This window comes from Streptomyces sp. NPDC056480 (assembly GCF_042795405.1).
Taxonomy (GTDB): domain Bacteria; phylum Actinomycetota; class Actinomycetes; order Streptomycetales; family Streptomycetaceae; genus Streptomyces.
On sequence record NZ_JBHTSA010000079.1, the window covers coordinates 1 to 12967 of the forward strand.

At 72.2% G+C, this 12967-nt stretch carries 9 protein-coding genes; 3 read left to right on the forward strand and 6 right to left on the reverse strand.

Annotated features, from left to right (window positions below):
- Positions 1–95: 95 nt before the first annotated feature.
- The 5 genes from ffh to ACFQ79_RS28165 all read right to left on the reverse strand — a co-directional run bounded on the left by ffh (position 96) and on the right by ACFQ79_RS28165 (position 7797).
- Positions 96–1649 (reverse strand): signal recognition particle protein, encoded by a 1554-nt coding sequence (ffh, locus tag ACFQ79_RS28145; protein WP_266969663.1) that lies wholly within the window; start codon positions 1647–1649, stop codon positions 96–98.
- A 118-nt stretch (positions 1650–1767) separates the two neighbouring features.
- Positions 1768–4236, reverse strand: a complete 2469-nt coding sequence (locus tag ACFQ79_RS28150) for a [protein-PII] uridylyltransferase (RefSeq protein ID WP_383588694.1) — start codon at positions 4234–4236, stop codon at positions 1768–1770.
- 42 nt (positions 4237–4278) lie between these two features.
- A complete protein-coding gene (locus ACFQ79_RS28155; RefSeq protein WP_015036464.1) occupies positions 4279–4617 on the reverse strand; it encodes a P-II family nitrogen regulator in 339 nt (112 codons plus the stop codon).
- Positions 4614–5960, reverse strand: coding sequence for an ammonium transporter (locus tag ACFQ79_RS28160; RefSeq protein WP_383588697.1), 1347 nt, complete (start codon positions 5958–5960; stop codon positions 4614–4616). Before ACFQ79_RS28160 ends, ACFQ79_RS28155 begins: the two co-directional genes overlap by 4 nt.
- Before the next feature lie 361 nt (positions 5961–6321).
- On the reverse strand, positions 6322–7797 hold the full coding sequence (locus ACFQ79_RS28165; protein ID WP_383588759.1) for a hypothetical protein: 1476 nt from the start codon (positions 7795–7797) through the stop codon (positions 6322–6324).
- 426 nt (positions 7798–8223) lie between these two features.
- Here ACFQ79_RS28165 and ACFQ79_RS28170 point away from each other — a divergent pair, with 426 nt between their 5' ends.
- The gene (locus ACFQ79_RS28170; RefSeq protein WP_209496992.1) at positions 8224–8877 is read left to right on the forward strand and encodes a bifunctional DNA primase/polymerase; all 654 of its coding nucleotides are present in this window, start codon (positions 8224–8226) and stop codon (positions 8875–8877) included.
- 63 nt (positions 8878–8940) lie between these two features.
- On the opposite strand, the gene ftsY is transcribed toward ACFQ79_RS28170, so the two are convergent.
- Positions 8941–10164, reverse strand: coding sequence for a signal recognition particle-docking protein FtsY (gene ftsY / locus ACFQ79_RS28175; protein ID WP_383588700.1), 1224 nt, complete (start codon positions 10162–10164; stop codon positions 8941–8943).
- 273 nt (positions 10165–10437) lie between these two features.
- Between ftsY and ACFQ79_RS28180 the strand changes: the two genes are divergently transcribed.
- Together ACFQ79_RS28180 and ACFQ79_RS28185 are read left to right on the forward strand one after the other, a co-directional pair.
- On the forward strand, positions 10438–11904 hold the full coding sequence (locus ACFQ79_RS28180; protein ID WP_383588703.1) for a cytosine permease: 1467 nt from the start codon (positions 10438–10440) through the stop codon (positions 11902–11904).
- A gap of 58 nt (positions 11905–11962) precedes the next feature.
- Entirely contained in the window at positions 11963–12934 is a 972-nt protein-coding gene (locus ACFQ79_RS28185; RefSeq protein ID WP_383588706.1) for an LLM class flavin-dependent oxidoreductase, read from the forward strand.
- The last annotated feature ends 33 nt before the right edge of the window (positions 12935–12967 follow it).

Consider the following 12967-nt stretch of genomic DNA (forward strand, 5'->3'; position numbering starts at 1 on the left):
GGGCGGTTTCGCACCGCCCCGGGCCCCTCACGCCGCCACCGGGCACGCGGCCCGGCCGGCCGACGGCTCACCGGGCGCGCGGCCCGGCCGGCTCGTCAGCTCATGAACTTCTTGAACTCGTCCGGCAGCTCGAAGTCCTTCGGGGTCTGCCCCGGCGCCGGCAGACCGAAGGCCCCGCCCTGCTGCGCCTGGTCGCGGCGCTCGGCGGCGGCCTGCTCCTCGGCCTTCCGCTTCATCGGGTTGCCGCTCTTGCGCTTGCCCTTGGCCTGCTTGACCTGCTTCTTCTGCCGGCCGGGGCCGCCGCCCATCCCGGGCATGCCCGGCATGCCGGGGAGGCCGCCGCCCTGAGCCATACGGGACATCATCTTGCGGGCCTCGAAGAACCGCTCGACGAGGCCCTTGACCGCGCTGACCTCGACGCCGGAGCCCTTGGCGATACGGGCGCGGCGCGAGCCGTTGATGATGGTCGGGTCGTGGCGCTCGCCCGGGGTCATCGACTTGATGATGGCGGCCGTGCGGTCGACGTCCTTCTCGTCGATGTTGGCGATCTGCTCCTTCATCTGGCCCATGCCCGGGAGCATGCCGAGGAGCTTCGAGATGGAGCCCATCTTGCGGACCTGCTCCATCTGCGCCAGGAAGTCGTCGAGCGTGAACTCCTGGCCCTTCTTCGACGCGAGCTTCGAGGCCATCTTGGCGGCCTCTTCCTCGTCGAAGGTCTGCTGCGCCTTCTCGATGAGGGAGAGCATGTCGCCCATGCCGAGGATGCGGGACGCCATGCGGTCCGGGTGGAACGCGTCGAACTCGTCCAGCTTCTCGCCGTTGGAGGCGAACATGATCTGCTTGCCGGTGACGTGCGCGATGGAGAGCGCGGCACCACCGCGGGCGTCGCCGTCGAGCTTGGAGAGCACGACACCGTCGAAGCCCACGCCGTCGCGGAAGGCCTCGGCGGTGTTGACCGCGTCCTGACCGATCATGGCGTCGACGACGAAGAGGACCTCGTCGGGGCTGACGGCGTCGCGGATGTCCGCGGCCTGCTGCATCAGCTCCTGGTCGATGCCGAGGCGGCCGGCGGTGTCGACGATGACGACGTCGTACATCTTGGTCCGCGCGAACTCGATCGAGTCCTTCGCGACCTGGACCGGGTCACCGACGCCGTTGCCCGGCTGCGGGCCGTAGAAGGCCACGCCCGCGCGCTCGGCGACGACGCCGAGCTGGGTGACGGCGTTGGGGCGCTGGAGGTCGCAGGCGACGAGCAGCGGGGAGTGGCCCTGGCCCTTGAGCCAGAGGCCGAGCTTTCCGGCGAGGGTGGTCTTACCGGCACCCTGGAGACCGGCGAGCATGATCACGGTGGGCGCGGTCTTGGCGAAGCGCAGGCGCCGGGTCTCGCCGCCGAGGATGCCGACGAGCTCCTCGTTGACGATCTTGATGACCTGCTGGGCCGGGTTCAGGGCCTGCGAGACCTCGATGCCGAGGGCGCGCTCCTTGACCTGCTTGATGAAGGACCGGACGACCGGCAGGGCGACATCCGCTTCGAGCAGCGCGATACGGATTTCGCGCGCGGTGGCGTCGATGTCCGCCTCGGACAGACGGCCCTTGCCGCGGAGGTTCTTGAAGGTCGCTGCAAGGCGGTCGGAGAGGGTATCGAACACGGCGGTCGCGGATCCTCGGTGTCGGGGGCGGTCGGATTGCCCTCCAGGGTATCGGGCCGCTCGAAGTGTGTGCCCCCGCCCGCCGAATCCGGCGCGCGGGGGCGGTGTGGACCGGGGGTCAGCGGAGCGCCGACTCCAGCGCCCGCGCCAGGTCGATCGCCTCCTCGTCCGGCAGCAGGGAGCCGTCGGGGCGGGTCACGTACAGGGTGTCGACGGCGTTGGCGCCGAGTGTCGACACATGCGCGCTCCGCACCCGTACCGCCGCGCCCTCCAGGGCCCGGCCGATGCGGTGGAGGAGGCCGGGCGCGTCCTGGGCGCGGACCTCGATGACGGTGGCGAGGCGGGAGTCCGCCGCGGCGACGGTGACGCGGGGCGGCGGGGCCGTGAGTCCGCGCCTGCGGGGGTAGGCGGCCTCGCGCTCGGCCAGGCGGGCGGGGATGTCGAGGGAGCCGTCGAGGGCGCGCACGAGGTCGGCGCGGAGCCGGGCGGCCTCGGGCAGGGAGCCGTACTCGGCGGCGACCCGCCAGTCGAGGACGAGGACGGGTCCCGAGCCGGCGCCGAGGTCGAGCGGGAGTTCGACTGCGCGGAGGTCGGCGGCCCGGACGGTGAGCCGGTGCAGGGCGAGGACGCCGGCGACGGCGGGCAGGACGCCGGGCTGGTCGGGCAGGGCGATGACGAGTTCGACGCCGACCGGTTCGGGTTCCTCGGGTTCCGCGGCGACCGGTTCGGTGTGGAGGGCGAGGACGGGTTCGCCGGTGCGCAGGGCCTCGATGGCGAGCCGTTCCTGTTCGGCGCTGGGGGCGGCGGCCTCGGGGTCGGGCGGGGTCTCCCCCGCCAGCACGCCGGCGACCCGTTTGACCAGGTCGGCGACGAGTGAGGCGCGCCAGGCGGACCAGGCGGCGGGTCCGGTGGCGAGGGCGTCGGCCTCGGTGAGGGCGTGCAGGAGCTCCAGGGTTCCGACGGTGCCGACGGCGGTGGCGACGGCGCGGACGGTGGCGGGGTCGTCGAGGTCGCGGCGGGTGGCGGTCTCGACGAGGAGCAGATGGTGGCGGACGGCGGTGGCGAGGGTGACGACGTCGGCGCGGTCGAAGCCGATGCGGGTGGCGAGGTCGCGGGCGATGGTCTCGCCGGCGACGGAGTGGTCGCCGGGCCAGCCCTTGCCGATGTCGTGGAGGAGGGCGGCGACGAGGAGGAGGTCGGGGCGGCCGACGCGGCGGGTGAGCGAGGAGGCGCGGACGGCGGTCTCGACGAGGTGGCGGTCGACGGTCCAGGTGTGGACGGGGTTGCGCTGGGGGCGGCAGCGGACGCGTTCCCAGTCGGGGAGCAGCCGGGTGATGATCCCCTCGGCTTCGAGGGCTTCCCAGACGGGGACGGTGGCCTCGCCGGCGCCGAGCAGGGTGACCAGTTCCTCGCGGGCCTCGGCGGGCCAGGGCACGGGCAGCGGGGTGGCGGTGGCCGCGAGGCGTCGTACCGCGTGCAGGGAGATCGGCAGGGCGGACTGGGCGGCCGCGGCGGCGGCCCGCAGGGGCAGGACGGGGTCGCGTTCGGGCCGGGCGGTGCGGGCGAGGACGACCTCGCCGTCCATCTCGACGACGCCTTCGGCGAGCGGGGTGCGCTCGACGGGCGGTTTCCCGGTGGCGGTCCGACCGCCGCCGCCCCGGCCGCCGAGGAGGGCGCGGAGGCGGGGCCGGGCGGAGCGGGCCTTGAGGACGCGGTTGACCTCGCGCCAGGTGACGTCGGTGGCGTACGAGATGGTCCGGGCGGCCTCGTACACCTCGCGGAGCAGGGTGTCGGCGTCGAGGAGGCCGAGTTCGGCGGCGACGGCGTCCTGTTCCTGGAGGGCGAGCCGGTCGGTGGCGCGGCCGGTGGTGAGGTGGAGCGCGTCGCGGGCGTCGAGGAGGCGGCGGCGGGCGCTGTCGAGGCCTTCGCGGGGGGCGTCGGCGACCCAGGAGGCGGCGACGGCGCGGAGGGCCTGGGCGTCGCGCAGGCCGCCCCTGGCCTCCTTGAGGTCGGGTTCGAGGAGGAACTGCAGCTCGCCCATGCGTTCGGCGCGTTCACGGCAGAGCGCGTCGAGTTCGGGGAGGCGTCGGGGGGCCTGGTTGCGCCAGTCGGCGAGGACGGTGGTGCGCAGGGCGGCGACGAGGCCGTGGTCGCCGGCGAGGGGCCGGGCGTCGAGGAGGCCGAGGTGGACCTTGAGGTCGTCGGCGGCGGTGGCGCGGGCCTCGGCGGCGGTGCGGACGGAGTGGTCGAGGGCGAGCCCGAGGTCCCAGACGGGGTACCAGATGCGGTCGGCGAGGGCGGCGATCGCCGCCTTGTCGGCGGTGCCGTCGTGGAGCAGGAGGAGGTCGAGGTCGCTGCGGGGGGAGAGTTCGGCGCGGCCGTAGCCGCCGACGGCGACCAGGGCGACCCCGCGGGGCGGTGCGGCGGCCGCGAAGAGCGCGGCCAGCCAGTCGTCGGTGAGCCGGGCGAGGGCGGCACGGCGCGGCGGCCCGGACCGCTCCTTCTCGTGGAGGAGGAGCAGCCGGGCCGCCGCGTAACCGCCGGGTCCCGAATCTTCGGTCTCTTCGCTGACTTCGAGGCTCGTCACCCGGCGGCTCCTTCGTTGCTTACGGTGCGTCCGGACCGCTGTCTACAGGGCGTCCGGGCCGCGCTCGCCCGTGCGGACGCGTACCGCGGTCTCGACCGGCACGCTCCACACCTTGCCGTCTCCGATCTTGCCGGTTCGGGCGGCCTTCACGACGACGTCGATGAGCTGTTCGGCGTCCTCGTCCTCGACGAGGACCTCGATGCGGATCTTGGGGACCAGGTCGACCGTGTACTCGGCACCCCGGTAGACCTCGGTGTGGCCGCGCTGGCGGCCGTAGCCGCTGGCCTCGGTGACGGTGAGGCCGTGGACGCCGAACGCCTGGAGGGCCTCCTTGATCTCGTCGAGCCGGTGCGGCTTCACGACCGCGGTGATGAGCTTCATGCGTCCACCTTCTTGTTCTCCGTGACGGCCGGGGCGGGGGCGGCGGTGGAGCGCGAGGACGCGCCGCCGCCGGCTCCGCTGAAGTCGTACGCGGTCTCGGCGTGCTCGACCTGGTCGATGCCGGAGACCTCGTCGTCCTCGCTGACCCTCATGCCCATCGTCTTGTCGATGAGGAGCGCGAGGATCGCGGAGGCGATCAGAGAGTAGGCGAGGACGGCGACGACGCCGACGGCCTGCTTGCCGAGCTGCTCCAGGCCGCCGCCGTAGAAGAGGCCCTTGGCGTCGGACTGGACGCCGCCGGTGGCGAAGAGGCCGACGAGCAGCGAGCCGAGGACGCCGCCGACGAGGTGGACGCCGATGACGTCGAGGGAGTCGTCGTAGCCGAACCTGTACTTGAGGCCGACGGCCATGGCGCAGAGGAGACCGGCGATGACGCCGATGGCGATCGCGCCGAGCGGGCTGACGGCGCCGCCGGACGGGGTGATGGCGACGAGGCCGGCGACCGCGCCGGAGGCGGCGCCCAGGGTGGTGAAGGAGCCGTGGCGGATCTTCTCGTACGCGAGCCAGGCGAGCATGGCGGCGGCGGTGGCGACCTGGGTGTTGACGAACATCACCGCGCCGACGCCGTCGTCGTTGCCGAGCCAGGAGCCGGCGTTGAAGCCGAACCAGCCGAACCAGAGGAGACCGGCGCCGAGCATCACCAGCGGGAGGCTGTGCGGGCGCATCGGGTCCTTCTTGAAGCCGACGCGCTTGCCGATGACGAGGATCACGCCGAGGGCCGCGGCGCCGGCGTTGATGTGGACCGCCGTACCGCCGGCGAAGTCGATGACGCCCATCTCGAAGAGCCAGCCGCCGGCGCCCCAGACCCAGTGGGCGACGGGGAAGTAGACGACGGTGACCCAGAGGGTGATGAAGAGGGCCCAGGCGGTGAACTTGACGCGGTCGGCGAGGGCACCGCTGATCAGGGCCGGGGTGAGGATGGCGAACATCAGCTGGAAGACGGCGAAGACGTACACCGGGATGGTGTAGCCGTCCCAGAGCTCGGTGACGCCGATGCCGCTGAGGCCGACGTAGTCGGACGACCAGCCGATGATCGAGCCCGAGTCGGTGCCGAAGGCGAGGCTGAAGCCGAAGAGCACCCACAGGATCGTCACGATCCCGAGGCTGATGAAGCTCATCATCAGCATGTTGAGGGTGGACTTGACGCGGACCATGCCTCCGTAGAAGAAGGCGAGTGCCGGGGTCATCAGCATGACCAGGGCGGAGCAGATGAGCATGAACCCGGTGTTGGCGGCGGACAGCTCGGGGGCGTCTGCTGCCAGGGTCGTGATGGCTGGTGCCATCGGCGTCTCCTCGTCGTCGAATGCGGCCTGTGCGGGGGCGGGGCCGGCGGGCGGCTGCGGCCGTGAGGGGTGGCCGGTTATGGGCCAGAGATTCGCGCAGGGCGGTTTCCGCCGATGCCGCTCGATGTTTCGGAGCGGTGACGAAGGGGTGGGGCGTGTTACGCGACCGTGAACGGCCGCATCACAGGGAGGTAACGCCCGTATCCTCCGCACGGGAGAAACGGGCCGGGACCGGGCGTCCGTCGCACACGAAACCGGCCGCGCCTGGCGTCCGTGTGACCTTGCGGCGGGGGAGCCGAGTCGGGCAGTACGGGACGTCCGGCGCGGCCGGCGTACGGGTGGCGCAGGGGCGCCGGGTGCCTCAGACCGCTTCGGCGGCCTCGGGGAGCAGCTGGGTCAGCCGGTCGGTGAGGTGGACGACCTCGGCGACGTCGCTGTAGTTGCGGGCGGCGTGGTCGACGGTCTTGCGGAGTCGGGTGTTGACCCGCTCGGAGCGGATGCTGCGGGCGACTCCGAGGGCCTTCTCGGCGAGGACGACGGACTGCTCGGGCTCGCGCTTGAGGAGGTGGACGGTGGCCATGCCGATGAGGTTCAGCGCGTACGACCGCTGGTGGTCGGGGTCCTTCTCGAAGAGCTCGACGGCCCGCTCCATGACGGGCTCGGCGAGCGAGGCGTAGGTCGGGGAGCGCCCGGCGACATAGGCGAGGTCGCGGTAGGAGTGGGAGTTCTCGCCGTTGAGTTCGGCCTCGGAGAAGAAGCCGATCCAGTCGGGCTCGGGCTCGCCGTCGAGGCCGACGTCGGCGAAGGTGTCCTCGGCCATCCGGACGGCCCGCTTGCACTTGGAGGGCTGCCCCATGTTGGCGTAGGCGCGGGCCTCCATCGCATACAGCATGGCCTGGGTGCGCGCGGTGGCGCAGTCCCGACTGCCGTACTGGGCGAGATGGATGAGTTCGAGGGCGTCGTCGGGGCGGCCCAGGTGGATCATCTGGCGGCTCATCGAGGACAGGATGTACGAGCCGAGGGGCTTGTCTCCGGCTTCCTTGGCGGCGTGCAGGGCGAGCACGAAGTACTTCTGGGCGGTGGGCTGGAGGCCCACGTCGTAGCTCATCCAGCCGGCGAGTTCGGCGAGTTCGGCGGCGCAGGTGAAGAGGCGCTTGGCGGTGGCGGCCGGCTGGGGCTCCTGGAGGAGGTCGGTGACCTCGTGGAGCTGGCCGACGACGGCCTTGCGGCGCAGTCCGCCGCCGCACTGGGCGTCCCACTTGCGGAACATGGCGGTGGTGGACTCGAGGAGGTCGAGTTCGATCTCGGAGAGCCGGTTGGGGCGGCGGGCGTCGGCGAGCGGGTCGGGGCGCTCGATGTCGCCCGCGGGGGTGGGGACGAGCCAGCGCTGCATCGGTTCGATGAGGGCGGGTCCCGCGGCGAGCGACAGGGAGGAGCCGAGGAAGCCGCGGCGGGCGAGCATGAGGTCGCTGCGGGAGAACTCACCGAGCAGGGCGACCGTCTGCGGTCCGGCCCAGGGCAGGTCGACGCCGGAGACGGAGGGCGACTGGTGGGCGGTGCGCAGACCGAGGTCCTCGACGGCGACGACGGAGCCGAAGCGCTCGGAGAACAGCTCGGAGAGGATCCTCGGGATGGGCTCGCGCGGCTGCTCGCCGTCGAGCCAGCGCCGGACGCGCGAGGTGTCGGTGGAGATGTGGTGCGCACCCATCTGGCGCGCCCGGCGGTTCACCTGGCGCGCCAGTTCGCCCTTCGACCAGCCGCTGCGCACGAACCACGAACCCAGCTGCTCGTTCGGGCGCTTGCCGGCAGTCGTACCGTCTGCGCCGTTGCCGCCCACAGGAACGCCCCCCATCCACCTGATTGTCTGTCATCCGAACCCCTACCAGAATGCCGCGTCTCGCGGCACCCGTCCGGCGTTCGTGCTCCTTCGAACTGGAAACCGGGTTGCCTCCGGCATACCCGCGTGCGCAAGCGGCCCCGGGGTTCGAGTACCGAAAGTAATCCTACGATCACCCCTCCACGAGGGCGATTCAAGAAACGCCACCATTCGCCACCCCTTCGAATGAACTCGCCGCCCGCGGAACGCGATTCACTTGACATGCGACGAACCGGAGTCGGCGGACGGATGCGCGGAGAGGCGCGCGCACCGGTCCGCACCACCCCGCACACGACCGCGCGCCACCCTCGGCGACGGACCGTGACGAAGGGTGACGAGCGTGCTCCGGGTCGTAACCACCGGCGCGCTCGACCCGTTGGAGGGGACATGGGTTTCACGATCGGCGGCATTCGTGAGATGCGGTCCGGCGCACGCCGCCGCGTTCGCACCACGGAGTGCACAGCGGTGGCCGAGTACACAGGACTGTGGGGCTGGGACGTGGTGCCCGGAGCGCGGGCCGTCTCCGGCCAGTGCTCCTGCGGGGATCCGGCCTGTACGGCCCCGGGGGCACATCCCCTCTCCTTCGCGGAACCGGTCCCGGCCGGCGCCGGCCTCGACGACGCGACCAAGGCGTGGTCGGAGTACCCCGGCGCGGCGCTGCTGCTCCCCGTGGGCCGGGCCTTCGACGTGATCGAGGTCGCCGAGGCCGCGGGCCGCCGGGCGCTCGTCCGGCTCGAGCGCATGGGTCTGCCGCTGGGCCCGGTGTGCGCGACGCCGACCGGCCGTGCGCGGTTCTTCGTGGCCCCCGGAGCGGCGGCGGAGCTTCCGCAGCTGCTCTACCGGATGGGCTGGGACGACGCCGATCTGGATCTGCACTGCCTGGGGCCCGGCACCCATGTCACCGCTCCCCCGTCGGACCTGGGCGGGCTCGGTCCGGTGCGCTGGCTGCGGCCCCCGACGCTGGACACGGCGGGCGCGCCGCCGCAGGCGCGGCTGCTGCTCGGCACGCTGGCGTACATCTGCCATCGCACCCACTTCTGAGCCCCGGTACGCGGAAGGGCCCTCGCCACCCGGCGAGGGCCCTTCCGCGTGTCGTACGAGGCGTCAGTCGCCGATCAGGGCGTCGACGAAGGCGCCCGGCTCGAAGGGCGCCAGGTCGTCCGGGCCCTCGCCCAGGCCGACCAGCTTGACCGGGACGCCCAGCTCGCGCTGGACGGCCACGACGATGCCGCCCTTGGCGGTGCCGTCGAGCTTGGTGAGCACGATGCCGGTGATGTCGACCACCTCGGCGAAGACACGGGCCTGGATCAGACCGTTCTGACCGGTGGTGGCGTCGAGGACGAGCAGGATCTCGTCGAGCGGGCCGTGCTTCTCGACGACGCGCTTGACCTTGCCGAGCTCGTCCATGAGGCCGGTCTTGGTGTGGAGCCGGCCTGCGGTGTCGATGAGGACGACGTCGGCGCCCTCCGCGATGCCCTCCTTGACCGCGTCGAAGGCGATCGACGCCGGGTCGCCGCCCTCCGGGCCGCGGACGGTCCGGGCACCGACGCGCTCGCCCCAGGTCTGGAGCTGGTCGGCGGCGGCGGCACGGAAGGTGTCGGCCGCGCCGAGGACGACGGACTTGCCGTCGGCGACGAGGACCCGGGCCAGCTTGCCGGTGGTCGTGGTCTTGCCGGTGCCGTTGACGCCGACGACCATGACCACGCCGGGCACGTCCGAGGGGCTCTCGGTGTGCACCGTGCGGTCGAAGTCGGGGCCGAGCAGGGTGACGAGCTCCTCGCGGAGCAGCGCGCGCAGTTCCTCGGGGGTGCGGGTGCCGAGCACCCGGACCCGCTCGCGCAGCCGCTCGACGAGCTCCTGGGTGGGAGCGACGCCGACATCGGCCGTGAGAAGGGTCTCCTCGATCTCCTCCCAGGTGTCCTCGTCGAGGTGCTCGCGGGACAGGAGCGTGAGCAGCCCCTTTCCGAGCGAGTTCTGCGAGCGGGCGAGCCGGGCCCGGAGCCGGACGAGACGGCCGGCGGTGGGCTCCGGGATCTCGATCTCGGGCGCCGCGGGCTCGGCGACGACGGGGTCCTCGACGGCGGCCGGCGTCCCGACGGCCTCCTCGGCGGGGAGGGGGACCTCCTCGACCGTGCGGCGTGGTTCCTCCCGCGGCGTCTCCGCCTCCTCGCCGACATGCGGTTCGGCGGGCGGAGCGGTGATGGTCGGCGTGGTGGACGGCGGCTCGGCGGGCGGCAGCTGCTTCTTCTTGCGACCGCTGATCACGAGCCCGCTCGTCACGGCGACCGCGACGACCAGAGCGATGACTACAGCAAGGATGAGTTCCATAACCCGACCAGTATGGCGTGACCTCGCCCGCGTCCCCCCGATCCACCGGCGGGGGCGGGCCCCTCCGGTCCTGACCGGTCCGCCGTTCGGCCGCACGCCGACGGGAAGCGCCCCGGGGCGGAGTCACCACCGGACCGGTGCCGGTCCGGCGCCGGGTGCGGGAGGCGCGCCCGGAGGGCGCCCGGGCCCCTTCTGTGGACTGACGCACCCTTTGCTCGTTAGGGCGCGAATGTACGATGTTCGGACCCCCACACCTTCGTACGGAGTACCCCCATGCCCCACGACGCCTCCGAAGCCGCAGGCGCGACGCACGACGGCGCGATGGAGACCCGCGGTCTCGAGCCCGTCCCCGACGCCGAGCGGACCGGCCGGGTCCGCGAGCTCTTCCCGACCTGGGTCGCGGCCAACATCAGCGTGCTGCTGCTCACGATGGGCGCCGGCCTGATCGTCTTCAACGGCCTGAACTTCTGGCAGGTCCTGGCCGTGGCGGTCGCCGCGCCGGTCCTCTCGTACGGGATCGTCGGCCTGATATCGATCGCGGGCAAGCGGGGCGGGGCGCCCGGGATGGCGCTGTCGCGCGCGGTGTTCGGTCAGCGCGGAAACCTCTTCCCCGGCGCGCTGATCTGGGTGGCCCGGTGGGGCTGGGAGACCATCAACGCCGTCACCGGCGCCTACGCGGTGCTGACCGTGCTCGACCTGCTCTTCGGCGTGAAGTCGAACACGTTCCTCATCGTCGTGACGCTGCTCCTCTTCGTCACCTGCACCTTCCTCGTCTCGGGACTCGGGATCAACGCGCTGCGGGTGTGCAGCAAGTGGTCCACGTACCTCTTCGGCGCCTTCTCGGTGCTCGTCCTGGTCTATCTGGTGGCGAACACCGACTGGTCGGCGGTCTTCGACAAGCCGGCCGGTTCCACGGCGATGATGGTCGCGGGCATCGGCACGATCGCGGCCGGCGGCATCAGCTGGGTCCCCTCGGGTCCCGACTTCACCCGCTACCTGCCCCGCACGGCCTCGTCGCGGGCGATGGTCGGCTCCACGGTCGGCGGCGCCGGGATCGTCGTGCTGCCGATGGTCCTGATGGGCGCGGTCATGGCCGTGTCGACGCCGGACCTGGCCTCGGCGCAGGACCCGGTCTCCTTCATCGGCGAGCTGCTGCCGATGTGGATCTCGGTGCCGTACCTGGTGATCGCCCTGCTCGGGATGCTGCTGATCAACTCGATGTCGATGTACTCGGCCGGGTTCACCGCGCAGACCCTGGGCATCAAGGTCTCGCGCGCCGCGGCGGTCAGCGTCAACGCGCTGATCAGCCTGATCTTCGGCTTCCTGCTCATGGTGGTGGCGACCAGCTTCATCGGCTCGTTCATCTCCTTCCTGACCCTGCTCGCGGTGGCGTTCTCGGCCTGGATCGGCGTCTTCGGCGTGGACATGCTGCGGCGCCGGTCGTACGACGCGGTGGCCCTGATGGACACCACCCGTACGAGCGCGTACTGGTACCGCGGCGGTTTCGCCTGGCAGGCGATGACGGCCTGGGCGGTCGCTCTCCTTGTGGGCCTCCTCTTCACCAGGGTCGACTGGTTCTCCGGTCCGCTCGCCTCCTCCTGGATCGGCGAGAACGGTCTCGGCTGGGCGGCGACCATCGTGGTGGCGGGCGTCCTGTACGGCGTACTGCCGCGCACGCCGGCCCAGGAGGCGGTCGAGCCCGCGGAGTCCGCCGAGGGCCGCGAGACCGTTTCCATCTGACGCCACGTCAGATAACGTCCCCCTTCGCCGGTATCCCACCAGCGGAGGGGGACTTCCCATGCCGTTCAGCGTCGTACGGTTCAACCTCGTCGATCCCCGCGCGACCCCCGAGTCCCTCTCCGCCCGCTACCGGGCCGCCGTCGAGATGGCCGCGTACGCCGACGCGCACGGGGTCGACACCGTGCAGACCGAGGAGCACCACGGGGTCGACAACAACTGGCTGCCGTCCCCCTTCGCCTTCGCCGGGGCGGTCTTCGGCGCGACGAAGCGGATCGCCGTCACGGTCTCGGCGATCATCGGGCCCCTGCACGACCCGCTGCGGCTCGCCGAGGACATCGCCGTCCTCGACCTGCTGAGCGGCGGACGCCTGGTGACGGTGGCGGGGATCGGCTACCGCCCGGAGGAGTACGAGGAGCGCGGGGTCGACTGGGGACGGCGCGGCAAGCTCCAGGACCTGCTCCTGGAGACCCTGCTCACGGCCTGGAGCGGAGAACCGTTCATGTATCAGGGCCGTACGGTACGGGTCACTCCACGACCCTTCACCCAGCCGCATCCGATGCTGCTGGTCGGGGGGTCGTCGCGGGCGGCGGCGCGGCGGGCCGCCCGGCTGGGGCTGCCGTTCTTCCCGAGCGCGCATCTGCCGGAGCTCGAGGCGTACTACCAGGAGCGGTGCGCGGAGTACGGCACGGAGGGCTGGACGATGATGCCGGCCGAGGTGACGCCGCTGCTGCATCCGTCGGAGGACCCGGACCGGACGTGGGCGGAGTACGGCGAGCACTTCCTGCACGAGGCGCGGATGTACGCCTCCTGGCAGTCGAAGGACATCCGCTCGGCGGTGCGGTCGGCGGCGACGACGGTGGCGGAGCTGCGCGCGGAGGGGGTCTACCGGGTCGTCACTCCGGAGGAGTGCCTGGCGCTCGGCCTGGAGAGCCTGGTGCTGCATCCGCTGTGCGGCGGGATGCCGGTGGAGGAGGGGTGGCGCAGCGTGCGGCTGTTCTGCGACGCCGTCCTGCCCCGGCTCACGGCCTGAGGGCGGGGAGCGGAGGGCCGCGGCGTGCGGTCA